This window comes from Paraburkholderia sp. JPY465 (assembly GCF_050436725.1).
Taxonomy (GTDB): domain Bacteria; phylum Pseudomonadota; class Gammaproteobacteria; order Burkholderiales; family Burkholderiaceae; genus Paraburkholderia; species Paraburkholderia youngii.
Window position 1 is genome coordinate 1,404,634 of the sequence record NZ_JBNDMT010000003.1, and the last position, 25,196, is coordinate 1,429,829.

Genomic DNA, 25,196 nt, shown 5'->3' on the forward strand with positions numbered 1-25,196 from the left:
CCTGCTCTACTGCCCCGCCACACTGTTCAGAATCCCCGCAACCCCATCCACATAGCTGCGCGTGCCGAAACGCTCCTGCGCGGTCTTATAGCCGTTCTCGACCAGCCTGTGACGCAAGTCCCCGTTCGAGCGCAATTCGGCGAGCGTATCGGCGAGCGCATGCGCATCGCCCGGCGTACACAGCACGCCGTTCTCATAGTCGTCGATGATTTCGAGCACGCCGCCCGCGCGCGACGCCACGACCGGCCGCTGCGCGAGCATCCCCTCGACGATCACGCGGCCGAACGGCTCCGGCGTGATCGACGTATGCACGACCGCGTCGACCGCGCACATGCAAGCAGGAATATTGTGCTGGAAGCCTAGAAAGTGGACCCGGTCGCCCAGCTCGTGCGCGGCGACGAACGCACGCAGTTCCATCTCGTACTGGTCCTCGCCGAACAGCGCCGCGCCGACCAATACCGCGTGCATGTGCGGATTGAGCACCATCGCTTCGAGCAGCACATGCTGCCCCTTCCAACGCGCAAGCCGGCTGAACGAGCCGACGAGGAACGCGTCGCAAGGCAAATTCAGGCGCTCACGCAACACCGCTTGCGGCACCGTGCGCAACGCGTCGAACGGCTCTGCGTCAATCCCGTTGAACACGACGTCGATGCGCTTGCTGTCGAAGCGCGTGAGCTTCGCGAATGCCTGTGCCGACGCGGCCGAATTGGCGATCACATGCGTCAGGCCGAGCCGCGCGCACCACTTGATGATCGCGAGCTGCTTGCCGCCGAAATGCTCGGCGCTGACGATGTCGCGTAAATGCCAGACCACCGGCCGTCTCGCGAGCTTGCCGGCCACTGCGCCGATCACCATCGCACGTTGCGTGTTCGCATAGATCACATCCGCTTTGCGCGCCCGTTTCGCGGTGGCACGCACGAGCGAGATGAGCCCCTTCAATGCCTGGCCCTTGGGCAACGAACCGCCCTGCTTGCGCACGTTTTTCAGCACCCCGGCATCGAGCACGGCGACCTCGACGCCGGTCTTCGTGAGCGCGGTCTTGAACGGCCCGTCGTCGAACAGCACGACCTCGATGCGCGAGCGCAGCGCCTTGACGATTTCGAGCAGCGACAGCTCGGCGCCGCCGAGCACGCCGCTCTGATCGACCGCGAGAATCCGCGGCACGTTCGCGGCGCTCTGCGCGCCCGGCCGATACGGCGTATAGGGCGGCAGCGTCGCGTCGCGCAATGCCGGTACCGCCGCGCGCACCTGCGCGAAAAAACGCTCGCGGAAATGCGCGGCCGAAAACTGCTCCGCGTTGTCGCGGCAATGCTCCGGCTGGAACCGGTGCCCAAGCTCGTCGAAACGATTCACCGCAGCGATGATCGAATCGGCATCCTGCTCATCGAAGAACATGCCGGTCGGCTTCGGCTCCGACAGATCGCGCACGGTTTCGAGCGCCCCGCCCTTGCCGTAGGCGATCACCGGCGTGCCGCAAGCCTGCGCCTCGACCACCGAAATGCCGAAGTCCTCTTCGGCCGCGAACACGAATGCCTTCGCGCGGCTCATGCGGTCCTTCAGCACCTTGAACGGCTGATAGCCCATGATCTCGACGTTCGGCCCCACCTTCGCGCGGATCTTGGCCATCTCGGGCCCATCGCCGATCACGACGAGCTTGCGCTCGGGCATCCGCGCGAACGCCTCGACGATCAGATCGATCTTCTTGTACGGCACCATCCGCGACGCGGTCAGATAAAAGTCTTCCTTCTGCGTGCACAGCGTGAACGCGTCGACATCGACCGGCGGGAAAATCACCTGCGCGTCGCGCTGATACACCTTCTTGATGCGTCGCGCGATGAACGCCGAGTTCGCGATGAAGCCGTCAACCGAGTTCGACGTGCGGATATCCCAGTTGCGCATGTAATGCAGAATCAGCCGCGCGAGCGCCGACTTCGGGCCGTTGGTCAGCTTCGACTGCTGCAGATACTGATGCTGCAAATCCCATGCATAGCGGATCGGCGAATGCACGTAGCTGATGTGCACCTGGTCGGGTCCGGTCAGAACGCCCTTGGCGACCGCGTGACTGCTCGAGATCACCAAGTCGTACGCCGACACGTCGAGCTGCTCGATTGCGAGCGGCATCAGCGGCAGATACGAGCGGTACTTGCTGCGCGCGAGCGGCAGTTTCTGGATGAACGATGTCGTCACCGGCTTGCCGCGCAGGAAGCTGCGATCGTCGAGAAAGTCCACGAGGCTGAACAGGTCCGCATCGGGAAAGCACGCGATGATCTGCTCGAGCACTTTCTCCGCGCCCGCGTAGGTGGCGAGCCAGTCGTGCACGATCGCGATGCGCACGCTCTTGTTCGCGCGGGGCGCGGTACGGCGCGGTGCCGGCTGCATGCCGGGCACGCTCGTCAGTTCGTCGAGCGCGCTGCGCGTCGCAGGCCTCAACAGGTCTTTATCAAGGACGTCTTGATTCATGCGCTTTTCCTCGGATTCAGTCGCAATAGCAGTGAACGCGCAAGATTGCGCAAGGCGGGCGTCATCGTGATCGACCACGCGACGTTCGCACCGACCATCAGCACACCGGCGGCGATCGCGAGCGCGAGGCTCGGCAGGAAGCTCGCGAGCCACAGGCTGGCGAGCAGGAAGGCGAGATGGGCGAGCATGTCGAGCACGATCTGACGCGCGCGGATCGCCGCGAAATGCAGCAGCACTGCGTAGTCGAACAGTGCGCGAGCGGAAACCGCGACCGCCGCGCCAGTCAGCCCGAAATGCGTGATACCGAGCCACAACGCGCCGGCGAATAGCGGCAACTCGACGAGGCCGATGCGCGCGGCGGTGGCGGGATTGACCTGTGACTGAATCAGAATGCGCGTCACGTTCGCCTGGCCGACGAGCCACACGGCGACGATCATGATCCGGCCCACGGGCGCCGCGACCGTCGCGATCTCGTTGCCGACCCACAGATGCAGGAACGGTTCGAGCACCAGCATCGCGACGAGCGCGACCGGCGTGAACACGCCGTTGAGAAATTCGAGCGACTGCTGCGTGATCGTGTCGGCATCCGCGCGGCCGACCGCCGACAGCCGCGGAAACAGCGTACGCACCAGCGCGGTCGGTACGATATTCAGACGCGTGACGAGATTCTGCGGCACCGTGTAATACGTGACGAAGCGCGCGCCGAGGCGCGAACCGAGCATCACGCGATCGAGCGAATCGGCGAGCATCGTCGTCACGCTCGCGATCAGCATCCAGCCGCCGAAGTTGAACAGCCCCTTTGCAACGCCGAGCCGCGGCGGTTCAATGCTGCCTATTTCAAGCACTTTCAGCGCATAGCGGCCGAGCAGCAGCGCGGCGAGAATCCGCGCGACCACGGCCGCGGCGAGTACGTTCTGCAAGGTCGCGCCGAGCCACAGCGCGGCACCGAGCGGCAGAAGCTGGAACAGGAACGTGCCGATGGTCTGATTCGTGTTGTAGACGCCGAAACGTTCGGCGCCATTGATCGCGCCCGCGAACACCCACGACACGTTCGCGATCGGAATCGCGACCGCAAGCCACGGCAGCGCCATATAGACTTCGTGCTGCAGCTCGGGCGATACCTTGGTGAAATACGCGGTGTACAGGAACGCACCGAAGTAGATGATCAAACCGCCGACCACGCCGGTCGTGAGGTTGAGCCACGTCGCGCTCCAGAACACGCGCGCGCTTTCCCGCTGATCGCCCGACGCGCGCGCCTTCGAAATATGGTTCTGCGCGGCCATGCTCATGCCGAGATCGAGGATTCCGAAGTAGCCGATCAGCGTCCACACGAGACTGATCACGCCGTAGCGCTCGACGCCGAGCAGCCGGATATACGCCGGCACGGTTACGAGCGATACGAAGGTCGGCAGCACGAGCCCGAAAAAATTGATCGCTACGTTCCTGAGAATGCCTTTGTCCATCGAATCCCTTGGGTTTTTGCGGTTAGATTGCGTGCGGAGTGCGTCAGCGAGGCCAACGCATCTCAAGGCTTCCAGCGATACATCAGCACCTTGCCGCGCGCGTCTTCCTCGACGAACACCAGGTACTCGCCATCGGCGCGTTTCGTCGCGCTGATGCCGTTGGGCACGTCGACCCAGCCCGACGCGCGGCCCACTTCGGGGCCCGGCCGGATCACGCCGAGTTCCTTGCCGCTGTCCTTGTCCCAAACGTGCACCGCGCCGACCGGCTCGACGCCGAACAGGTATTGCCCCTCGACGGTGACGCCGATGATCGTCGCAATCGGCTTGCTTTGCGTCTGCCACGGCAAGCTGATCGCGTAACGCTGCACCGGCTGGCCGCTCGACCACTTGTCGTAGCGCACCAGCACGCGCCCCACTTCCTTCCAGAAGCCCTGCGCGGTCGGCATATCGGCCGTATAGCCGGTCACGTACATCGTGTCGGTGTCCGGTTCATAGATCGCGCGATGCAGTTCGCTGAACGGTGCCGGCACCGGGTACTGCGCCAGGTTCGAGTACGAGTAGACCGGGTTGCCCTTCGCATCGAGTCCGCCGAAACGGAAGCGATAGATGCCCTTCGTATCCCGGGTGCGCCAGATGTCGCCGGCCGTATCGACCCACCAGCCCCAGCCGCCCGCGAGCTTGGTGCCGCTCGTATTCAGCATGTATTCGTCGCGCTCGAAATGGCCATCGCCATTCATGTCGCGCCAGATCCAGTCACCGCCCGGCGGCGCATTCGGCACCTTCAAGACCGGGCGCTCGCGGCCTGCGATAAAACCGGACGGAATCGCGCTCTCGCCGTCGTGCTGCGGATCGAAGCGATAGATCTTCAGATGGTCCGCATACATGTCGGTCAGATAGAGGAACGTGCGCCCCTTCAACCGTCGCGCGATCGGCAGGCCCGGATACTGGTCGCTATGGAACACCGGATCGTCCGGGTACTTGAATCGATTCGACAGGAATCCCGCGTATTTCCAGTCGTGCCCCGACGGCTTCGACAGATCGAGTTCGAAGCGCTTGTTGCCGGTATAAACGCTGTTGGGCCGGGCCGGATCGATCCACGCGCCGTCGACGAACAGCAGCCCCTCGACCTGCCAGTTGCGCTTGCCATTCGGCGCGTAGCTTTCGAGCGTCGCGCCGAGACCCGCACCGATCGGCTCGTAACGCGGACCGATGCCGTTGGTCGACACGTACACGTTGCCGCGCGCATCGACACCGACGCCCGTCAAGCCGTTGAATCGCAACGGACCCGGCTTGCCCGTGACGCCGCTGAAAATGCCGCCGCGCTCGCCGAGCGTGCCCGACGCCGTATAGCGGCCGTCGCGCTTCGTGAAAAACAGCACCTGCTGGCGCGCACCGTTATCGGCGATCAGCAGGCGGCCTTGGGTATCGACGGCGAGGTCGACCGCGACCGTATCGGCCGGCAGCGTGATGGTTTCGTCGATACGCTCGCCGGTCGCCGTGTAATGCTCGATGGCCGGCGCGCGATCGTTGCGCGTGCCGCTCAGCACCCATAGCGTGCCGTCGGGCGCGAGTGCGAGACGTCCAGGCTCGTGCACGCTCCACGTCGCCTTCTGCTGCATCGACTCGGCATCGTAGACTTCGACCCGATTGCGCGCGGTGTTGGCCGCGAACAGCGTCGTGTCGTTCGCGGCGAGTCCGCCAATCTCCGCGTTCGTGCCGGTCGGCACTTCGTTCATCATCAGAAAGCCGGCCGCTAGCTGCGCATGCGGGTCCGCGTTTTTGGCGGCGGGCTGAAACGGCGCCACGCGCTTCGGCTCGCCGATCAGGCGCCGCGAAATGCCGAACCACTGCTTGCCCTTGTCCGGCCAGACGCCCGGCTCGACCAGGTGCCCCTTCTCATTGCCGACCGCGATCGCGACGAACGCATATTTGCGGTTGACCGCGATCGCATTGCCGCCGGCGTTGCCCCAGCCATGTGTGCCGCCCGCGAAGCCGAGCATCTTGCCGTCCTGATAGACGCTCGCTTCGGCGCCGCTTTCATCCCACGGCGAGTTCGTATAGACCTTGCCGTCCGGCGTGACCGCAATCGCGGTGATATTGATCTGCGTCCATGTGCCATCGCCGAACCCGAAGCTGTTGCCGATCCATGAGGTCTTCGCGTTCAACGTGGTTTCCGCGCAAGCCGGCACACCGGCCGTTGCGGCGACGAAGCCGGCAGCGCAGGCTGTCAGGGCGAACCAGCTTTTGAACGTGATATGGCGCAAGGCGGAATCTCCAGTCGATGTCCGGTCAACGCGATCCACGCGGACCCGCGCCCGCTCGGGGCGAAATTCAGTGATGTGGTAAAGCGAAACGAAGCGCAACCGATTGAAGCGCGGCGCCTGAAGGCAGCCGTCCGCACGGCTAAGTTACGCGGAAAAAACGCAGCGACGAAAATAGAAAATAATTCAAAAATATTCGTTCGCTTATACGTCGCAAAAGAAATCAATTAAAAATAGATAAAAGTGGAAGCCGCGCCGTCGCGCGTGCGTCTGTCGCGGCGATCCTCCGGTCATACTGATGTGGGATCACGCAGTACGCATTTATTACGGATTGCCCACTGCTCACCAGATAACCATATAAATCCTTCTGGAATGGTCAAAGAAATACCCTGTTTCAATCTGATTCAATTAGCCGACTCCAATGGATTTTTTCTCGATTTTCTTTTCCCTAGAATCGATTGCACTTCAGTTGCGACGCGAAGCGCGCGCCTGTTCGCCGGCTATCCGTTGCGAACCGCGCGGCCCTTCGCCCGGCCCATCCGCTTTACACCATGGACGGTTCATGACAGCCAGCGCATTGCCCCTCGCGCCCTCCCATTCCCGCATCGTGCAACTCGACGGTCTGCGCGCGATCGCCGTGCTCGCGGTGTTCGCGCAGCACGCGTTGAAAGCGCCGCTATGGATGGGCGTCGATCTGTTCTTCGTTTTGAGCGGCTTTCTGATCAGCGGCATCCTGCTCGATCGCAAGTCGCGTCAGCAGTCGTATTTCAGCTATTTCTATGCACGGCGCGCGCGCCGCATCCTGCCGCCGTACCTGCTGCTGATGGCCGTGTCGTCGCTGCTGTTCGGCCTCGCGTGGGCACAGCACTGGTACTGGTACACGTTTTTCGCGACCAATATCGGCGATGCGCTCAATCAAAGCGGTCACGAAAGCCTCAACGTGCTGTGGTCGCTCGCGGTCGAAGAGCAGTTCTATATCTTCTGGCCGTTCGTGATCCTGCTCGTACCCGAGCGCCTGCTCGGCGGTGTGGCGGCGGCGCTGATCGTACTGGTGCCGCTGCTGCGCGCGCTCGCGACGCCGTGGTTCGATTCGTTCTGGCCGATCTACTACCTGACGCCGTTCCGCATGGATCTGCTCGCGGCCGGCGCGCTGCTCGCGGTGGCCGTGCGGCGTGATCGCAATGCGCTCGAACCGTACAAGGGACTCGCGGTGCTCGGCGCGCTGGCCGCGCTCGCGGTGCTGGCATGGCTGCATCTGCACTTCCCGCGTTTTCGCGCGGCGAATACGCCGTTGTCGAATGCGGGGCTCTATAGCGTGTCGCTGGTGCTGTGTACGTCGATCGTGGTGATCGCGCTGCAGAGCAAGGGCATCGTCAAGCGGCTGTTGTGCAATCCCGCGCTCGTTTATATCGGCACCATCAGCTACACGATCTATCTGATCCACCTGAGCGTGCTGTACATGGTGTGGCCGCTGCATTTGAATCGCTATCTGAGCGCCGCGATCGCGCTTGCGATCACGCTCGTCTACGCGAGCATCACGTGGTTCGCATTCGAGAAGCGCCTGATTTTCGCCACGCGCGGCACGAAAGCGACGGTCAGCGGCGGCGCCAGCGTCGCGCGGCAAGCACCGCAAAGCCGCGCATGAACCGCGTGGCCGTTGCCGCTGCCCGCGTGCTGGGCGTCGTGTCGGCGCTGACGTTGTTCGCGCCGGCAACGAGCGCGACCGCCGACGAGCCGCCAACGTCATCGCCGACGCAACTGCTGATCGACGCCTACGGCGATTCGACCACGCTCGGCATCACCTGTAGCGACGGCCACTGCGGCCCGCAAGCGCGCAACGCCGTCACCTATCTGCAGCAGGCGTTGCAGGCGCATGACGGCGAGCGCGTGCGCGTCACGAACTACGGTGTCGGCGGCACAATGGCCTCGCAGTTGCGCGACGGCACCGGCAATCGTCGTACGGGACCGGCGGCGGGCCTGTCGTGGCGCGAACGTCTCGCCGTCTCGCCCGCGCGGCTCGTGCTGATCAACTATGGCATCAACGAAGTGATGCAGAACCAGACGCCCGAGCAGTTCTATTCGGCCGAAACATCGCTCGTGCAAACCGCGCGAGCGCTCGGCAAGCAGCCTGTTTTGCAAACCTCGAACCCGATGCCCGATAACCGGCTCAACGCGAAGCTGGCAACGATGGTCGCGATCACGCGACGCGTGGCCGCCGAACAGCAGGTGCCGCTCGTCGATCAATACGCGTATGTGAGCAGCCTGCCCGACTGGAAGTCCCTGATGTCGGACGGCGCGCATCCGAAACCGGAGTTGTACCGACTGAAGGCTGAACAGGATTATCGGGTCGTCGAGCCGTTGGTGCGGCGACTGCTGGACGAAACACATTGACCCCCGCTTTTACGCGCGAACCGTTCTTTTTCATTCACACACTAGAAGGCAAGCTATGAGCCAACCACGCAAAGCGATCATCACCGGCGTATCCGGACAGGACGGCGCCTATCTGACCAAGCTGCTGCTCGACAAGGGCTATCACGTGACCGGCACCTACCGGCGCACGAGTTCTGTCAACTTCTGGCGCATGCGTGAGCTTGGCGTGCTCGATCATCCGAATCTGCGTCTGGTCGAACACGACCTCACCGACCTCGGCTCGACGCTGCGTCTGCTCGACGGCACCCAGGCCGACGAGCTGTACAACCTCGCCGCGCAGAGCTTCGTCGGCGTGTCGTTCGACCAGCCGGTGACCACCGCCGAAGTGACCGGCGTCGGCGCGCTGAATCTGCTCGAAGGGCTGCGTATCCTGAGCCCGAAGACGCGCTTCTACCAGGCGTCGACCTCCGAGATGTTCGGCCTCGTGCAGGCGGTGCCGCAACGCGAAAGCACGCCGTTCTATCCGCGCAGCCCGTATGGCGTCGCGAAGCTGTTTGCACACTGGTCGACGATCAACTTTCGCGAGTCGTACAACCTGTTCGCGAGCAGCGGCATCCTGTTCAATCATGAATCGCCGCTACGTGGCCGCGAATTCGTCACGCGCAAGATCACCGACACGGTCGCGAAGATCAAGCTCGGCAAGCAGGACGTGCTCGAACTCGGCAACCTGAGCGCGCAGCGCGACTGGGGCTTCGCGCTCGAATACGTCGAGGGCATGTGGCGCATGTTGCAGGCCGACGCGCCCGATACCTTCGTGCTCGCGACCGGCCGCACCGAAACGGTTCGCGATTTCGTACGCATGGCGTTCGCGGCGGCCGGCTTCCAGCTGGAATGGTCGGGCAAGGACGAGCGCGAGACCGGCATCGATGTCGCGACCGGCAAGACGCTGGTGCGAGTGAACCCGAAGTTCTATCGCCCCGCCGAAGTGGACCTGCTGATCGGCTGCGCGGACAAGGCGCGCGACACGCTCGGCTGGCAACCGCAAACCTCGCTCGAACAGCTGTGCCAGATGATGGTGCAGGCGGACATCGCGCGCAACGAGCACCACGAGACGTTCTAACACGGTATCCGTGTGCGGCGGTGTTCGCCGCACACTATCCCGTCAACCCGCCAATTTGCGGAACGTCTCCAACACAGCATCGCCCTTGAACGGCTTGACGATCCAGCCCTTCACGCCGGCGGCCTTGCCGCGTTCCTTCATCGCGGGGCTGCTTTCGGTCGTCAGCATGATCACGTTGACGGTCTTGTTCGCGAGTTCGCCGCGGATTTTCTCGACCATCGTCAGGCCGTCCATGTTCGGCATGTTCACGTCGCTGACGATCAGGCGGATGTTCGAATCCGTCTTCAGCTTCGTAAGACCATCCTTGCCGTCGATGGCGGTCGCGACGTCCAGACCGTTTTTCGCCAGAAAGCCCGCGACTTCATCGCGTACCGTACTCGAATCGTCCACCACCAGAATCTTTGCCATAGCCATTCCCTTGCGTCACCGACGCGTTGTATCAAAACAGATCCAGTTCGCCGGACTCGACGAGATCGTCGACATCCACCGTGTTTTCAGAGAAATCTTCGGGGGACCAGCTGAGGTTGAAAACGAAACGCTGGTCGATCGACACCGACTGTCCGCTCGCCACGTCGCTCAATCGGTATTGAAACCGCAACTGCGGATTGTCCGAGCCGAACGAGATGTAGCGGTGCTTGTGATTGACGAGCAGAGGCACCTGCACCTGGCTCGCTTCGCGAGCGCTCCGCGCAGCGAGGAACCGGTCCTTGAACGCCCCCCAGATCAGATTCGTCAATTCGCCGAGCACGTTGTTCAGATCGCGAAAGCCCGCTTGCGTCCTGCTCATGCCGGCCTCGCGTGCGGCGCGATCGCGCTCGATCATGCCGAGCAGCGGCTCCTCTTCGGCCTGCATCAACATATAGCCGCGACACCAGGTGCCTTCGAGCGGGATCAGGCTGAACACCTCGCCGAAGATGATGCGATCGCGCACGACACTGGGCGTGTCGCGTTGCACGGTGACGCCGTCGAACAGCGTGGCGAGCCGTGCTTCCGTGATCTCCGCGATACCGCGCACGAGCGCATTCGGGAAGTCGAGGCTGAAGATGTATTGATCGACGGCTTCACGCAGCGCCGTCAGATCGGCCGCATTGAAGTGCGCGCATGCCGCGTTCTTCAACGGCTTCGGAAGCCGTTCGAGCGGCGCGTCGCCGCTCGAACGCAGGATCACCGGCAGTTCGGGGCGCAAGGTACTGATTCGGGCCGCGGTGGTTGCCGCCTGTTCGACCGATCCACCGTAGTTATCCGCCAGCAGAACGCCGCCTAGATCGATATTCGTGGCCAGTACCGAGCCGAGGCGGCTGCTGTCGCGCACCTTCAGTGCTATCAGATTGTGCTCGTCGAAAAAGAGCTTCAGCGCTTGCGCGTGTGCCGGACAGTCGTCGAGCACGAGCACCTTGCTGACGGGCTTGCTGATATTCATCGTGTTTCAGTCTGCGAATGCAGTGTTGCTAGAAAAGTTCGAGTTCGCCTTCGGCCTCGTCGGCCGTCGCGAGTTCAGCCTTGAAATCGAGTGGCGCATGCGCGCATACGCATAACGTCACGCCCAGCCGGGCCGCAGCGCCGATCGTCAGTTCGTACGCCCACACGTGATCGGGCCGCAATTCGTCCAGATACTCGATACAGCTGCTGTTCAATTCATACGGCGTCGACATGCCGAGATCGGGGAAATGCTCGACCAGCTGCTGGTTCATGTAGCCGCAGCACAGATTGCCGAGTTCCATCAGCGTTTCCGACAGCGAACGCGTCGTGTCGCCGCTGGCGTAGTACGCGCGCGTCGCTTCGTCCTTGCTGAAATGCAGCACGAACAGCAAACGAAAACCGATCGACGAGATCGTCAGCGCCATCGCGCAAGGTCCGGGCGGATGATCGCGATCCCACCTCGGCACCGCGCTGATCTCGCACGCATCACCCGGCGTCGCGGGCAATCTCGCGCGAGCCGCGTGACAGAAGATGTCCTCGATGCTTTGCAACGCCTGATCGGTAATCACGCTGTGGCCTGCTCTAGCCTGGATTGAAACTGGGTCGCCAGCGCTTCGACGCCGCCGAGCGACGCCGTGATCATCTTGCCGCCGGCCTGGATGTCCTGGAACGTCGCCGCGGTCGTCAGGTCGTTGCGATGCAGGCTCTCCTGATAGCTCTTCGACAGTTCCTGCGAGCGTGACGCGAGCGAGCGCACTTCGCCCGCGACGATCGAAAAGCCGCGACCCGCGGTGCCGGCGCGTGCCGCTTCGATCGACGCATTCAGCGAAACGATCAGCACGTGCTGCACGATCGACGACAACTCCTGGTTCTTCTTGTGCATGTCACGGTTCTGCGACATCAGCGAAATCATCTGCTCGTGCCAACGCTCGAACGTGATCGTCAGCGTCTTCAGACGGGCGGCCTCGTGCGCGATCCGAGTCGCATGCTGCAGCCATTCGTTGCTGCGCGCGCTCGCGGCGTCGAGGCTCGCCTGCAATGATTCGCGATCCTGCTCGCGCTGTTCGGCCTGTGCGCGCAGATCGGCGAGCATCGCCTCCAGGGCGGCACGCTCGCCGTTCGCCTGCTCACCGACCTTGAAAGCCACGTCGAGTTGCTGCTCGAGGGCCTGCCGCGCGAGCGTGTCGACACGCTGCGCTTGCGCACCGGCGCGAAGCTTCCGACGATAAAAGATTCCCGTCGCGAGCGCGCAGACGATACCGCCAACGCCTGCGGCCAAAAGATAACTTTCAAGCACAACCTGCTCCCATCGCTTCGTTCAATCGGTCAGGCCGTTAGCCTGCCACCGCATCCGTGTCACGCTCGCGCGCTGCATCGACGGACGCATCGAGACTGTCCACCGCCCAGTCCTCGGGGAACGACACGATGGTCTGAAAGCGGCGATAGTCCGCGCCGCGACGGTCGTCGGTGAAACGCAATTCGATGCGGCCATGCTCGCGCCGCACGAAATCGCGCACCGCATCCATGCCGACGCCGCGGCCCGAAATCTCGCTGACGCTCTGCGCGGTCGAAAAGCCTGAACGGAAGATCAGCTCGGCGATCGCTTCATCGCTGAGTGCGGCATCGGCGTCGATCCAGCCGCGTTCGATCGCCGCCGCCCGGATCTTCGCGAGCGCAAGACCGCGGCCGTCGTCGCTGATGGTGATCTGCAGCGCGTGATGGTCGACACCCACTTCAAGCTCGATGACGCCGGCCGCGTTCTTGCCATTCGCGATACGCTCGGCGGCAGGCTCGATGCCGTGGTCGACCGAATTGCGCAGCAGGTGCGTGAACACATTGCGCAACGTATCGCTGACCTCGCTGCGCACGCGGTAGCCGTTGTTGTCGATGCTGACGACCGGCGCTTCCTTGCCGAGCTCGGCCGCCAGCGACGGCAGCGATTCGAGCACGCCCGCGAGCGCTTCGTGGATCGATTCGGTGCCCAACAGACGCAGCTCGCGCTGCAACGATTCGCGCATCGACACGAGTGCGTCACGGTCGGCCGGATCGGCGCTTTCGAGCAGGTCCAGCTGCTTCTGGATCAACTCGCGATCGACCATCAGGTAGCGATCGACCGTGCCGTTCTGGCCCGGTCCCTTGCGGCCGAGGCTCACTTCGTTGAGCGTCGCATAGGTTTCGAGCGCAGCCTTCACGCGCTGCAGATCGTCGATCAGAAGCTGCTGGTCCCACGCTTCGCCGCCGTCCGCGCGGCGCAACGCGTCGTACCGCTGTTCGGTTTCGTGGACGACACCGGTCAGATGCTGAAGGCTGAAGGTGCGCGCATTGCCCTTGACGGTGTGCATGTTGCGGAACAGCTCGGCGACGGCCTCGTGGCTCGGCTCATGATGCTGACGAATGATCCGCTCGTTCTCGCTGATGAAGCCCGCCGCGCTTTCGACGAAGTGATGGAACTTCTCCTGGCTCACCGCGAGAATCTCGCCGATCATCTCCAGCCGGCGCTTCTGTTCGCCGGCCTCGGCGGCGAGCGCGCGCAGTTCGGTCACGTCGCGCACGCACAGCATCAAGCGCTGCACGACGTCGTGTTCGTCGGTGATCGCCGACCAGCTCAGATCGAGCGTCTTCACGCGGCCATCGGTCATCGGCCTGGCGATCTCGTTGACGAGCAGGTGTTGATTGAACTCGAAGTTCATGCTGTCTTCACCGATACATGCGTGCAGCGCCGCTTCGATCTGCGCGAGCTCATCGCTGTTGATACCGGTGCCGCCGAACACGAGATCGAGCAACGGACGGCCCGCAATCTCGCGCGTCTCGAAGATCGCCTCGAGATACGCGGAGTACTCGGGATGCACGACCACGCCTTCGACCACCGTCAGAATCCCCTGCTGCATGTTTTGCAGCATCGCCTGGATGTCGGCGGTCTTCTGCTTCAACTGCAGCGAGCTTTGCTGGATCTTCTCGATCATGCCGTTGAACGCGACGATCGAATGACCGATCTCGTCCATGCGGCCGACCGGCACGCGGCGCGTGAAGTCCTGGCTTGCCGCGATCTCGCTCATCTCCACCTGCATGCGGCTCAGTGGCCGGGTGATCTGGCGATACAGCAGCGCGCTAATCAGCAGCAGCACGACGATCGCCGCGCCGGTCGCGGCGCCGATCGCCGTCGTGGTGGTGGCGAGCGCGCTGTTCAGGTCGTCGATCGCGGCGTCTTTCTGACGGTTCTTTTCGATTCGCAGCGTCTCGACGATGCCTTCGAGTTCATCGCGGTATTGCGCGACGTTCGCGAACAGATATGCCTGCGCCAGTTCGTTCTTGCCGTCGGCCTTCATCTTCGCGGTGTCGTTGACCGCGTTGAAATAGTTCGCGAGGCTGTCGCGCGCCTGGCTCACGAGCCCGCTTTGGGCCTGACCTTGCGCGGCCTTCGCCTGCACGTCGAGCGCCGCGTGCAGCGACGCTTCCTTGCTCTTCAGCAGGTCTCGGGCCTGCGAGACCATGTTCTCGTCAGGCGCATAGACGAGTGTCATCATCGCGAGCTGCACGTCCTTGAGCTGCGACACGAGGTCGGCCGACGCGAGCGCGCTCGGCACGACGCCCTGGGTGACCTGCCTGACGTTGGCGGCGCTGTTGCGAGTCTGAAGCACAGCGTATCCACCAATGGCGGATAACGCGACGAGCATCAGAATGACGAGTAGCGTGATGCGGTGACGGATGGTCATCTGAGAATCCCCGAGGTCTGAAAATACAAGGTCCACGCTTTGGGCGGGACGCCCGTGTGTTTTTGTACTTTCGGGCGCGGGGATTATCGTCGCGGATGTGTGACGTCAACGTGACGAAGTCGACGCCGGGCTACACGTTTTAGCGTTTCGAAAAATAAGGTCGAAAGATTCGTGAATAAGGGCTGATCCGGGCTCAAGTTCGCAAAAAAAATGCCGTTATTGATGGCCATTTTTTTTGTTAGCCCACTGCGCTTCAATGCAGTGCGTCTCCCGCGATCGCTTCGGCATACACCGCCGCGACCCGTTTCGCGATCACCGCGTTATCGAAGTGCTCGCGCGCATAGCGGCGGCATGCATCCTCATCGGGCAGCTTTAGCGTGCCGTCAAACGCGCCGGCGAGACCCGCGGCGATCGCCGCTGCACCGGTCTCCGGCAACACCAGATCCGGCGACAAGCCCGCCACCGCCTCAGGCAATCCGCCGACCGGCGTCACCAGCACCGGCGTGCCCGACGCAAGCGATTCAACCGTGATGAGCCCGAAGCCTTCCAGCGCGACCGTCGGCACGACGCTGAGATTGGCCGCGCGATACAGCGCCGCGAGATGCTGGTCGGGCACGAAGCCGAGCAGCTTCACGTTGTGTTCGAGCCCCGCGTCGTCGATGCGCGCCTGAAGCTCGCTTTCGAGCCGCCCCTTGCCCGCGATCAGCAGCAGCACGTCGGGCGCGCTGCGTTTCACCAGCTTCACCGCATCGATCAGATCTTCGAGACCCATGCGCCGCACCAGCCGTCGCACTGCCAGCACGATCGGCCGATCCTGCGGCAATTGCAGACGCAGACGCGCTTCGGCCTGCGTGATCGGCAGATTGAACTGCTCGACATCGACGCAGCCCGGCACCACGCGGACGCGCTCCGGCGAGATGCCGTAGCGCGTCGTCAGGATCTTGCCGAATGCGTCGGACAGTACGATCAGCCGTGACGAACGCGCGTACACCGACTGCTCCAGATAACGCTTCGCGCGCTGGCCGAGCGAATCGGCGCCTTCGACGTGGCTCTCGTCGGCCCACGGCCCCTGAAAATGCGACACCTGCGGAATGCCGCGCGTCACGTCGAGGCCCGGAAACGTATAGAGCGCGAAGTGCGAGGAAATCACGTCGGGCCGCGACCTGCGGATCTCGTGGCGCAACGCGCGGCGTGCCGCCATCAGCCGCAACGGCAGCGATTGCGCGGCGGAGCCGAAGCCGTTGATCGCGCCACCGGTATCGGCCGCGACTTTCGGCGAGCCGGCGACGACGCCGCGCACCGCGACGCCCGCGCCCGGCAGCGCGCCGACCAGCGAGTAGTACATGCGGTCGAGGCCGCCCGCGCGTTCGGGAAACCAGTGCATCCCGATCTGCAGTGATTTGATTGAGCCAGTCGTCATGATGGTGTGCCCCTGTGTGTTGCTTGCGGTGAGTTGCTATGTCGTTGCGTGGATTGTGCGGCTCGCGCGTTCATTCCACGCTCTTGCGTCCGGCGAGATGGTTCAGCGTCAGCGCATCGTTCTGCGCAACAACCGTCGCTTCGGTCTGGCTGCGCCGGCGGTTTTCCTGCTGTCCGGCGAGCTGCCGGTACAGCGCGATGTATTGCGCGGCCATGCGCGCCCAGCCGAAGCCGGTTGCGAGCTCGCTCGCGGCCTGGCCCATCGCGCGGCGCGCGGTGTCGTCGCCGGCGAGTTGCGCGACCGCGCGAGCGAGGGCCTGCGGGTCGTCCGGATCGTCGAGCACGATGCCGCACTCGGGCGTGATGATCTCGGCGCCGCCCGCGGTGCGCGCGGTGACGACCGGCAGGCCCGCCGCCATCGCTTCGAGCAGCGACAGGCTCATCGCCTCGTAGCGCGACGGAAACACGAACGCATCGACCGAATGCATCAGTACCGGCATCTCCTTCACGAGGCCGAGAAAGTGCACGCGATGCGCGATGCCGAGCGCCTTCGCCTGTTCCGGATACGGGCTGCCCGGCAGAAAGCCCGCTACCGCGATCTGCACGTGCTCGGGCAGATGCTTCAACGCGGCGAGCACGGTGCCGAGATTCTTGCGCGGGGTGCGCAGATCGCCGACGAACAGCAGCAGGAACGCATCGTCCGGTAACCGAAACTTCGCGCGATCGCCGCTCGCCGCCGCGAAGCCCTGCGTGTCGACGCCGTTGTAGATCACGTCCACGCGATTGCGCGGCGTGAGGCCGATCGCGCGGATTTCGTCGGCGACCTTCTGCGACACCGCGGTGATCACCTTCGAGCGCCGGTACGCCCAGCGTTCGAGCAGCGCATTGCAGCGCGTATAGACCGACTGGTACGCGGACCACACGCCCTTCGTCAAACCGAACGGGTAGTACTTGCTCGCGAACCAGCCGCTATGCACGAAATGCGAGGTGTTGACGTCGGCGCGCATCCACGTGATGAAGCCGTTTACGTGCAGCACGTCGTAGTCGCGGCGATGCGCGCGCAGCCATAGCGCGCTCTTCAGCGCGAACACCTGTTGGCGCAGTAGATTAGTCGGCCACCAGCGGCCTATCTTCACCGGCGCCCAGCGCACGTTCGGATGCGCGAGCAGCTCGGGCGCCACGTGCGACGCGACCAGCGTCACACGGATGTTCTCGTCGAGCGCCGCGCGCGCGATCTCGTGATTGACGCGCCCCTGGCCGTCGTTATGACGCACTACGTGCGTGACTATGGCGACTCTCAATCCGTGCCTCCGTGGAGAAATAGCGTGCGTGCGCGGTTCATTTTTTCGTAGTGAACCGCGGAAAGAATCGAAAAAGCGCTCATGAAAAGCAGCAGGCCGCCGGTGCCGACCAGCGAGTTCGTGAACACGAGCATCGCGAAGGTCGCCAGACAGAGGCTCAGGCACGCGGAGACGAACTTGTCGTCGCGCAGCCTGAACGACGCGAGCACCGCGCGCGTCAGCAGCCACACGATGCCGGACATGTACAGCAAGGTGCCCGGCCAGCCGAGCACGAACGGAATGTTCATCACGCCACTGTCGAAGTTGCCGTACTGGCCGAGCTGGCCGCCGTCGTTGGAGAGCTTCGTCGAGGTGCCGGTCGCGCCCATGCCCTCGCCCGACACGTCGGTAAACGCGGTCTTCGCGAAGCTCGCGTAGAACTCGTTGCGGGCCGCGTAGCTCTGGTCGTCGTGCAGATTGACGATCGTGTTCAGGCGCGCCTGCATCCGTTCGGCCACCGGGCCGACCGCCAGCAGCGGCACGCAGAAGCCGGCGAGCAGCACCGCGCTCGCGACGATGCGCACGCGCACCTTGTTGTTCGACTTCACCAGCTGGATCAGGAGCGCGATGACCCAGCCGCCCCACGTCGAGCGCACGAGGCTCAACGCGAACGAGAAGAAGCCGAGCCCGGCGGCGATCCAGCGCACGCGATGCTGCGCGGCCATCACGAAGACCATCGCGCCCATCATCGCGAACGCGAACGGGCCCGACGAATTCATCGTGCTGAACACGCGCACGCCCATCGGCACCGGGTCGCCCTGCGAGTTCATCTGCGAGCCGAGCATCCACAGCACGTCCCATGGCGGCATGATGAAGAACTGGATCAGGCCGTAGCCGCCCATCACCAGCATGCCCCAGATGAACGTGTTGATGATCGTGTCGCGGTACTGCGGATACTGGCGCGTGTGCGCCATGATGTGAAAGCCGATCAGGATCGGATAGAGCCAGTTCGCGAGGTCGTAGGTGGCCGCGAGCGGGCCGCTCGACATCACGCCGATCAGGAACGCGTAGACGAGGCCGAGCAGGATCAGCAGCACTGGCAAACCACGGCGCTGCGCGAGCAGCCGGTAGTAGCGCAGCAGCGACAGGCCGCTGATCATCGTCACGGCGAGCGGCGCGACCTGGATGAGGCTGGTCGGCGTGAACGCGCCCTTCGACCAGTCGGCGAGACGCCGCACTTCGGGGCTCAGAAACCACAGCCACCACATGAAGCCGATATAGCGCGCCGGGCTCTTGAAGTAGAGCCACAGGCCCGTCACGATCGCGAGCACCGGAAACGCGAGCGTGAGCACCGTGCCCTGATGCGCGACGATCAGCACCGCGGTGATCAGCCACAGCAGCAGCGGCGGCAGCCATTCTCGCCTTGCGCCGGACAGCAACCCGCTCGCATTGGTTTGCCCGGCACCGGCGTTGACCGCGCCGGTCGGCGGCAATGGATTCGCGCGCGGAATCGTCGACATCGCTCAGAGGCCTCCGCGCGATTCGCGCGCGGGTGCGGCGCGTTGCTCGTGTCTGGCCGCGGCCGCATGCGCGCTCGCCTGCCCGCGCGCGCTCAGCATCTCGCGCGTGATCCGTACGTGCTGCATCGCATAGTGCTCGGTGGTCAGATCGCGCGCGAGCAGACCGGCTGCCGCTGCCTGCGCCTGGCGCAGCGCCTCGGCGGGCTCGGCGGCGAGCCGCTCGAGCGCGGCGCGCAGCGCCTCAGGATTGAATGGCGGCACGTAGGCGGCTTCGTCGGCGGGAAAATAATCGCGCAGCGCGCCGACGTCGGTCGCGACCATCGGCTTGCCGACCGCCGCCGCTTCGAGCATCACGGTGATGCCCGACGCGTGCGAGTTCGGCCGCAACGGCACGACGATCACGTCGGCCCAGTCGTACAGCTCGTGCTGCTTCTTGATGCCCGAGAACAACGCGATTTCGACGTTCGACGCGCGCAGCGACGCGGGAATCCGCCGCCGCGTCGCGAGCTTCACCGTGTAGCGCGGATCGTCGCCGAACGCCTTGATCAGCGTCTCCCAGTCACGATCGCGATCGTTGCCGATCGCCGCGATGCGCAGCGGCGTGCGCGGCGCCCACTGCGTCGGCGCATTGACCGGGAAGTCGCGCGTGTTCAGGCCATACAGCAGCGGCGTCGCGTCGCGGTGGAAGTAGTCCTGGCACAACTCGGCGTTTGCGCTCGCGAGCGTGGTCAACCGGTCCGCCCGCGTCATCAGCTTGCGATACAGCCAGCTGCGCACGATGCCGTACGACGGCCACTTATCGAGCAGCCACACGCTTTGCGCGAGCAGCAGCGGCGATGCGGCAGGCCCCGCCTTGCGGCCGCACAGCAGCAGCATCAGCGCGGCGGACAGCCATTCCTGCTCGGTATGCGTCCAGATCACGTCCGAGCGCAGCATCTCCGTGCGATTGCGCCACGTATGGATGAAATCGAAACCGAGCGCGGCCTTCAGCGCGCGCCGCACGAGCCGCACAGGCCGGCTTTCGCGCACATCTTGCGAATAGGTCAGCTCGAATGCTTCGGACTCCGCGTGGTGATAACCGTACAGGCAGCCGATGTCGTCGCCCTTGCGATAAAAACGCGGATCGGCGCCGTAGAACAGATGGACGTGCACCTTGGTACTCATGCGGACACTCCGCTCTTCGACAGCGCGCGCCGCGCCTCGTGGGCGCCCGCGCGGACCTCGCGCCAGCGCGACAGCTGCAACCGCGCCTGTTTCGACAGCAGCGCGAGCGCCGCGTGCGTGAGGCCCGGATAAAGCCGTGTGCCGACCAGCGTCCACCACCACCACGCGGCTTCGCGGCGCAGCGGCGGCAACTGGTCGCGCAGGATCAGATGGAAGTTGAACGCGGCGTTGCGCAGCGCGGCCATCGTCTGCGCGTCGCGTTTGTCGTCGTCGAAACGCTCGGCGGGGAAATGATCGACGGCGACCTGCGGGTCGTAGACGAGCTTCCAGCCCGCGTTTTTCACCGCGAGACTGAACGCCATGTCGTTGTGCACCTGCGCGCCCGCGCCGCGCAAACGCGCGTCGAAGCGGATCGTGCGCACCGCGTCGCGCCGGTAGCTCATGTTGGCGCCCTTCAGGATGTCGACTTCGCGCGCGGCACCGACCCCCAGGTGATGATTGCCGATGATCTTGCCGTGCGCGGTCACCTTGCCGACCAGCGGCCGCTCGCCGTCGAGCACGCGGCCTTTTTCGTGCACCCAGTCGCGCCCGCCCAAGGCGCCCAGGCGCGCATCGGCTTCGAACGCGGCGGCGATGCGCTCGACCCAGTCGCGGCGCGGCGCGGCGTCGTCGTCGGTGATCGCGATTACGTCGCCGCTGGCGGCATCGAGCCCGCGATTGAGCGCCGCGACCTGGCCGGGTATATCCACCGGTGCGATCACCAGCGGGAGGCGGCCGGCTGTGGACGGATTGCGCAGGCACGCATGGGTCGCGTCGTCGTCGACGCGTGCGACCACGATCACTTCGTCGGGCGCGCGCGATTGCCGCTCGAGCGCCGCGAGGCAGCGCGAGAGATCGGCCGGGCGGCGATAAGTCGGTACCAGTACCGTCAGTTTCATCGTGATGTCCTCGGTTCCTGTTGTGCAGAAGTCGGCGCTTGATTCCGGTGCGCGCCTCACGTGCTCAGGTATTCCTGGGTCGCCGCGTAGCCGCGGTCGTAGCCGACCCGCGAGCGCGCCGGCATGCCGTTGAAGATGCCGCCCTGCACGTGCACGCCCGCCGCGCGCAGGCGCTTCAGCGCATCGGCCAGCTCGATCTCGCTGTGCATGCCCGAGCGCATCACGAAGAACGTCGAGCCCGCATACGCGCCGATGATCGATGCATCGGTCACCGCGAGCACCGGCGGCGTGTCGATCAGGATCACGTCGTAGCGCTTCGCGAGGCCGTCGAGGTATTGCGGCAGACGCGGCGACATCAGCAGCTCGGACGGATTCGGCGGACGGCGGCCGCACGAGATGAAGCTCAGGCCCTCGACGTTCGACGGGCGAATCGCCTCTTCGAGCGAGATCTGCCCGCTCAGCAATTCGGACAGGCCGTTCTCCTGCACGCCGCCGACCTGACGTTCGAGCGCGCCGCGCCGCATGTCGCCGTCGATCAGCAGCACGCGCTTGCCCGAATGCGCGAGCAGCATCGCGAGGTTCACGCTGAGGAAGCTCTTGCCGACGCCGGCCATCGGACCCGTCAGCATCACGATGCGGTTGCGCGCGTCCATCAGCGTGAACTGCATCGCGGTGCGCAGGCTGCGCAGACTTTCGATCGTCACGTCCTTCGGCCGCGCATTCGCGAGCACCGGACGCAGCCGTTCGCCGCCGCGCGCGTAGCTGTTTTCGAGCTGCACCTGCTCGGCGCTTTGCGGCACGAGGCCGAACACCGGCAGATGGAACGCGCGCTCGACGTGATCGGGGTCGTCGATGCCCTTGAACAGATTGCGGCGCAGGAACACGAAACCGGTGCCCGCGATCAGCCCGAGAATCACCGCCGCCGACATGATCAGCATCTTCTTCGGCTTGACCGGCGCACCGGGGCGCAGCGCCGCGTCGACGATATGCACGTTGCCGCCCGTGCCCGCCTTCTGCACGGACAGTTCCTGCACGCGATTGAGCAGCAGCACGTAGATGTCTTCGGCGACCTTGGCGTCGCGCTGCAACTGCACGGCCTTTACTTCGGTGGCCGGCAGATCGCGGAAACGGTCCGCGTATTTGGTGCGCTGCGCCTGCAGCTCGGCCATCTGCTGACGCGCGGCGACGAGCGTCGGATGGTCGTCGCCGTAGCGCTCGGCGAGCTGCGTCATCTGCAGCCGCAACGCGGCGATCTGCTGCTCGTACTGCACGCTGCCTTCGAGGTAGACCTTCGCCTCTTCGCTCGCGTTGATCGAGCCGGACTGACGTTGATAGGCGGTCAGCGCGGCTTCCGCACGTTCTAGGTCGGCCTTCAGGCGCGGCTCCTCGCTCTTCAGGAAGTCGAGCATCTTGCTCGCGTCGGCCTGCTTGTTCGACACGTGCTGCCGCAGATACGACTGCGCGAGCGCATTGGCGACCAGCGCCGCATGCTGGGGACTCTTGTCCTCCAGAGAGATCTGGATCACGCCGGTCTGCTTGCCCTGCTCCTGCACCGTGATCGCCGACTGGAACGCGGTGATCGCGTCGAGGTCGTTCGAGCGCACGATCGTGAACTCCTGCCCGGGGCGCGCGACCAGCTTGTTGACGACCATCGTCACGCCGCCGCCCTGCGCCTGCTGGCCGACCTCGCCGCGCAGCAGCAGCGAGCCGTTCGGCGCGAACAGCTCGTAGTGCTGCGCGTCGATCACGCGCAGCAGCAGCTTCTCGCCTTCGAGCGACGGCGTCACGTCGATCGAATCGACGTCGACGTTTTCACCGCCCCATGCGTATGACGTGAGCCCCAGCCACGCGCGCGCGGGCTGGCCCGGCGTCGCGAGGCGCGCGGCGATGTTGCCGAGCAGCGGGATCGTCTTCGGCGTCACGCTGAAGTTCAGCTTCAGCTGCTGCACGACCGGGGCGACCACGCCACGGCTCTTGATGATTTCGATCTCGGCGTCGGTCGGCAGCGAGGTCGAGCCGCTGGTGATCGCGGCGCCGGTCTGCGTTTGCGTGAGCGCCTGCGACAGGCTGTCGGACGGCTCGACGCGTACGTGCGCATCGGCCGAATAGGTCGGCTTGGCGAGGTAGCAGTACGCCACCGCCATCGTGACGATGACCGCGGTGATCGCGAGCAGCCACCAGATATCGTCGAGGATCACCTGCACCAGTTGTCCGAGGACGACGTCTTCTTCTTCGGTCTTGATCGGACCAGCCATGTGTGGAGAGAGTTGATTGCTCACTGTTCCATCCCGTGTCGTTGGCTTCGGCTTTCGCGTCAGCGGTACTTCTGCTTTCGTTGCGCGTCCCGCGCCGGCCTCTACAACAGCGGCGCGGAACGTTACAGCCGGAACGTTCAGCGCGTCAGCTGCTTCAGATAGAACAGCGTCTGCACGCTCGGCAGCACCTGCTGCAACACGCGGTTGAACGTGGTCGATGCGGCGGTGCCCACGTACACGACGTCGAGCGGCTGCAACTGGAACTGCGAAGACAGCATGATCGAGTCCGGCTGCGTCATGTCGAGGCGGAACACCTCGGGCGTGGTCGGATGCTCGCGCATGCCGCGCATCACGAAGATCTGGCGCGGATTGGCGTCCGTATTGAGGATGCCGCCGCCTTGCGTGAGCGCATCGGCGATCGTCATGCGGCCGCGGATGATCGGCACCTGGATCGGCGTCTTCACTTCGCCCATCACGAAGATGCGGCTGTCGGTGCGGTCCGGCACGTTGACCACGTCGCCGTTCTGCAGCATCACGTCCTGCGTGGTATCGCCCTGATCGAGCATGCGATCGGCGTTGAGCACGTAGAGCTTGTGGTTGCGCGTGAGGCGCACGCGCTGGATGTCGGCGTCCGGGTTGGTGCCGCCCGAGCGCGTGATCGCGTCGACCAGCGTCAGCGGCACGTCGCTGACCGCGAGCGGTCCCGGCTGCTTCACTTCGCCGGTGACCTGCACCTTCTGGCTGCGATACGACAGCACGCGCACGTCGACCTGCGGATTGCGGATATAAGGCACGAGGCGCGCGGCGAGCTGATCGCGCAGCTGGGTCGTGGTCTTGCCCGCGGCCTGAATGCGGCCGACGAACGGGAAAAAGATCGTGCCGTCGGCAGCGATGGTCTGGCCGTACGGATCGGCCTGGCCCGGCAACGCGGCCGTATACGGCTGCTGCAACGCGCCCGCGATCGTCTGCGTGGTGTTGCCGCCCGAGGACAAGGTGCTGCCCTGCGGCGTGGTCAGCTCGGGGTGATCCCACACGGTGATGCCGAGAATGTCCTGCGGCGCGAGGTGGTACACGTACAGCGACGGATCGGACAGCGCCGACGGCGGCAACGGCTCGGTTTTCGCGGCGGCGGCTTGCGCCTGCGCCATGATCAGCTTCGCGTCGATCAGATGGACCGGATAGGTTTCGCTCGGCGCCTGATCGTTGTCCTTGAGCCGGGACGTGTCGAGATAATTGCCCGGTGCGGTCGCGCAGGCCGACAGAAAAGACGTCAGCAGAAGTGATACGGCGAGCTTCGTGCGCAAGCTCGCGAATGAGTTTTCGTTGCGGGGTTTCGTCAGCATATTTTTTTCAGCCATCCCATGACCAGATGTTCGATGAGCACGAGACTCTCCCTGTATTCGTCTTCCGCGCCGCCGTGTGGATCGGCGACGTCCGAATCGGCTTCCCACTTGCCGAGCGGATAGACCTTGCCGCGCGCGGACGGATCGAGCGCTTCGACCTTGCTCACCTGCGCGCGCTCGCTCACCAGCACGAGATCGGCCGCGCGCACGAGCGAGCGGTCCAGACGCCGCGCGTGATGGAGGCCGGCCGCGACGCCGCGCTCTTCGAGCAGGCGCCGCATCACCGGGTCCATGCCGTGACCGTTCACCGCGCGAATGCCCGCCGAATGAAACGCGATCGGCGCGGCGCCCGGGCGCGGCGCGCGCGCCTGACGCGCCTTGAACAGCATCTCCGCGGCGGGCGAGCGGCACACGTTGGCGTGGCACACGATCAGAACGTTGGCGAACATGGCGGATTTCCTCGCGCGGCGG

At 64.6% G+C, this 25,196-nt stretch carries 19 protein-coding genes; 3 read left to right on the forward strand and 16 right to left on the reverse strand.

Going from position 1 to position 25,196, the window contains the following annotated elements:
- Positions 1-6: 6 nt before the first annotated feature.
- The 3 genes from QFZ94_RS21090 to QFZ94_RS21100 form a co-directional block, all read right to left on the reverse strand.
- Positions 7-2,460, reverse strand: coding sequence for a glycosyltransferase family 4 protein (locus QFZ94_RS21090; RefSeq protein WP_429459272.1), 2,454 nt, complete (start codon positions 2,458-2,460; stop codon positions 7-9).
- Positions 2,457-3,923 carry a flippase gene (locus QFZ94_RS21095; protein ID WP_429459275.1) on the reverse strand — a complete coding sequence of 489 codons (1,467 nt, stop codon included), beginning with the start codon at positions 3,921-3,923 and terminating at the stop codon, positions 2,457-2,459. The genes QFZ94_RS21090 and QFZ94_RS21095 overlap by 4 nt, the downstream gene beginning before the upstream one ends.
- Positions 3,924-3,985: 62 nt before the next feature.
- Positions 3,986-6,187: a hypothetical protein gene (locus QFZ94_RS21100; protein ID WP_429459277.1), complete on the reverse strand. Its 2,202-nt coding sequence runs from the start codon at positions 6,185-6,187 to the stop codon at positions 3,986-3,988.
- 559 nt (positions 6,188-6,746) lie between these two features.
- On the opposite strand from QFZ94_RS21100, the gene QFZ94_RS21105 reads away from it, so the two are divergent.
- The 3 genes from QFZ94_RS21105 to gmd are packed head-to-tail and all read left to right on the forward strand — an operon-like array spanning position 6,747 to position 9,674.
- Positions 6,747-7,829: an acyltransferase family protein gene (locus tag QFZ94_RS21105; protein ID WP_429459279.1), complete on the forward strand. Its 1,083-nt coding sequence runs from the start codon at positions 6,747-6,749 to the stop codon at positions 7,827-7,829.
- The gene (locus tag QFZ94_RS21110) at positions 7,826-8,575 is read left to right on the forward strand and encodes an SGNH/GDSL hydrolase family protein (RefSeq protein WP_429459281.1); all 750 of its coding nucleotides are present in this window, start codon (positions 7,826-7,828) and stop codon (positions 8,573-8,575) included. The genes QFZ94_RS21105 and QFZ94_RS21110 overlap by 4 nt, the downstream gene beginning before the upstream one ends.
- Positions 8,576-8,630: 55 nt before the next feature.
- Positions 8,631-9,674 carry a GDP-mannose 4,6-dehydratase gene (gene gmd, locus QFZ94_RS21115; RefSeq protein ID WP_368586267.1) on the forward strand — a complete coding sequence of 348 codons (1,044 nt, stop codon included), beginning with the start codon at positions 8,631-8,633 and terminating at the stop codon, positions 9,672-9,674.
- 42 nt (positions 9,675-9,716) lie between these two features.
- Here the strand turns inward: gmd and QFZ94_RS21120 are convergent, their stop codons facing one another.
- The 13 genes from QFZ94_RS21120 to QFZ94_RS21180 form a co-directional block, all read right to left on the reverse strand.
- Positions 9,717-10,082 (reverse strand): response regulator, encoded by a 366-nt coding sequence (locus tag QFZ94_RS21120; RefSeq protein ID WP_018431965.1) that lies wholly within the window; start codon positions 10,080-10,082, stop codon positions 9,717-9,719.
- A gap of 31 nt (positions 10,083-10,113) precedes the next feature.
- Entirely contained in the window at positions 10,114-11,094 is a 981-nt protein-coding gene (locus tag QFZ94_RS21125) for a chemotaxis protein CheX (protein WP_429459283.1), read from the reverse strand.
- A 28-nt stretch (positions 11,095-11,122) separates the two neighbouring features.
- Positions 11,123-11,662: a hypothetical protein gene (locus QFZ94_RS21130; protein ID WP_429459285.1), complete on the reverse strand. Its 540-nt coding sequence runs from the start codon at positions 11,660-11,662 to the stop codon at positions 11,123-11,125.
- Entirely contained in the window at positions 11,659-12,390 is a 732-nt protein-coding gene (locus QFZ94_RS21135) for a methyl-accepting chemotaxis protein (protein ID WP_429459287.1), read from the reverse strand. The genes QFZ94_RS21130 and QFZ94_RS21135 overlap by 4 nt, the downstream gene beginning before the upstream one ends.
- 37 nt (positions 12,391-12,427) lie before the next feature.
- Positions 12,428-14,806 (reverse strand): ATP-binding protein, encoded by a 2,379-nt coding sequence (locus QFZ94_RS21140; RefSeq protein ID WP_429459289.1) that lies wholly within the window; start codon positions 14,804-14,806, stop codon positions 12,428-12,430.
- Between the two features lie 253 nt (positions 14,807-15,059).
- Positions 15,060-16,226 (reverse strand): glycosyltransferase family 4 protein, encoded by a 1,167-nt coding sequence (locus QFZ94_RS21145; protein WP_410849112.1) that lies wholly within the window; start codon positions 16,224-16,226, stop codon positions 15,060-15,062.
- Between the two features lie 70 nt (positions 16,227-16,296).
- On the reverse strand, positions 16,297-17,526 hold the full coding sequence (locus QFZ94_RS21150; RefSeq protein WP_368586273.1) for a glycosyltransferase family 4 protein: 1,230 nt from the start codon (positions 17,524-17,526) through the stop codon (positions 16,297-16,299).
- Entirely contained in the window at positions 17,523-19,025 is a 1,503-nt protein-coding gene (locus QFZ94_RS21155; RefSeq protein WP_368586274.1) for a glucose-6-phosphate isomerase, read from the reverse strand. The genes QFZ94_RS21150 and QFZ94_RS21155 overlap by 4 nt, the downstream gene beginning before the upstream one ends.
- A gap of 3 nt (positions 19,026-19,028) precedes the next feature.
- On the reverse strand, positions 19,029-20,189 hold the full coding sequence (locus QFZ94_RS21160) for a glycosyltransferase family 4 protein (protein WP_429459292.1): 1,161 nt from the start codon (positions 20,187-20,189) through the stop codon (positions 19,029-19,031).
- Positions 20,186-21,127, reverse strand: coding sequence for a glycosyltransferase family 2 protein (locus QFZ94_RS21165; protein WP_429459294.1), 942 nt, complete (start codon positions 21,125-21,127; stop codon positions 20,186-20,188). The genes QFZ94_RS21160 and QFZ94_RS21165 overlap by 4 nt, the downstream gene beginning before the upstream one ends.
- A 56-nt stretch (positions 21,128-21,183) precedes the next feature.
- On the reverse strand, positions 21,184-23,382 hold the full coding sequence (locus QFZ94_RS21170) for a polysaccharide biosynthesis tyrosine autokinase (RefSeq protein WP_368586291.1): 2,199 nt from the start codon (positions 23,380-23,382) through the stop codon (positions 21,184-21,186).
- 137 nt (positions 23,383-23,519) lie between these two features.
- Positions 23,520-24,725 (reverse strand): polysaccharide biosynthesis/export family protein, encoded by a 1,206-nt coding sequence (locus QFZ94_RS21175; RefSeq protein ID WP_368586277.1) that lies wholly within the window; start codon positions 24,723-24,725, stop codon positions 23,520-23,522.
- The gene (locus QFZ94_RS21180; RefSeq protein WP_018431976.1) at positions 24,719-25,174 is read right to left on the reverse strand and encodes an exopolysaccharide biosynthesis protein; all 456 of its coding nucleotides are present in this window, start codon (positions 25,172-25,174) and stop codon (positions 24,719-24,721) included. The genes QFZ94_RS21175 and QFZ94_RS21180 overlap by 7 nt, the downstream gene beginning before the upstream one ends.
- Positions 25,175-25,196: the final 22 nt, after the last annotated feature.

What these genes read in the sequence shown, in the direction of transcription:
- QFZ94_RS21090 (WP_429459272.1), bottom strand. Translation starts at nt 2,460, where the DNA reads ATGAATCAAGACGTCCTTGATAAAGACCTGTTGAGGCCTGCGACGCGC.
- QFZ94_RS21145 (WP_410849112.1), bottom strand. Translation starts at nt 16,226, where the DNA reads ATGACGACTGGCTCAATCAAATCACTGCAGATCGGGATGCACTGGTTT.
- QFZ94_RS21095 (WP_429459275.1), bottom strand. Translation starts at nt 3,923, where the DNA reads ATGGACAAAGGCATTCTCAGGAACGTAGCGATCAATTTTTTCGGGCTC.
- QFZ94_RS21180 (WP_018431976.1), bottom strand. Translation starts at nt 25,174, where the DNA reads ATGTTCGCCAACGTTCTGATCGTGTGCCACGCCAACGTGTGCCGCTCG.
- gmd (WP_368586267.1), top strand. Translation starts at nt 8,631, where the DNA reads ATGAGCCAACCACGCAAAGCGATCATCACCGGCGTATCCGGACAGGAC.
- QFZ94_RS21125 (WP_429459283.1), bottom strand. Translation starts at nt 11,094, where the DNA reads ATGAATATCAGCAAGCCCGTCAGCAAGGTGCTCGTGCTCGACGACTGT.
- QFZ94_RS21165 (WP_429459294.1), bottom strand. Translation starts at nt 21,127, where the DNA reads ATGAAACTGACGGTACTGGTACCGACTTATCGCCGCCCGGCCGATCTC.
- QFZ94_RS21105 (WP_429459279.1), top strand. Translation starts at nt 6,747, where the DNA reads ATGACAGCCAGCGCATTGCCCCTCGCGCCCTCCCATTCCCGCATCGTG.
- QFZ94_RS21160 (WP_429459292.1), bottom strand. Translation starts at nt 20,189, where the DNA reads ATGAGTACCAAGGTGCACGTCCATCTGTTCTACGGCGCCGATCCGCGT.
- QFZ94_RS21110 (WP_429459281.1), top strand. Translation starts at nt 7,826, where the DNA reads ATGAACCGCGTGGCCGTTGCCGCTGCCCGCGTGCTGGGCGTCGTGTCG.
- QFZ94_RS21140 (WP_429459289.1), bottom strand. Translation starts at nt 14,806, where the DNA reads ATGACCATCCGTCACCGCATCACGCTACTCGTCATTCTGATGCTCGTC.
- QFZ94_RS21170 (WP_368586291.1), bottom strand. Translation starts at nt 23,382, where the DNA reads ATGGCTGGTCCGATCAAGACCGAAGAAGAAGACGTCGTCCTCGGACAA.
- QFZ94_RS21120 (WP_018431965.1), bottom strand. Translation starts at nt 10,082, where the DNA reads ATGGCAAAGATTCTGGTGGTGGACGATTCGAGTACGGTACGCGATGAA.
- QFZ94_RS21175 (WP_368586277.1), bottom strand. Translation starts at nt 24,725, where the DNA reads ATGCTGACGAAACCCCGCAACGAAAACTCATTCGCGAGCTTGCGCACG.
- QFZ94_RS21155 (WP_368586274.1), bottom strand. Translation starts at nt 19,025, where the DNA reads ATGTCGACGATTCCGCGCGCGAATCCATTGCCGCCGACCGGCGCGGTC.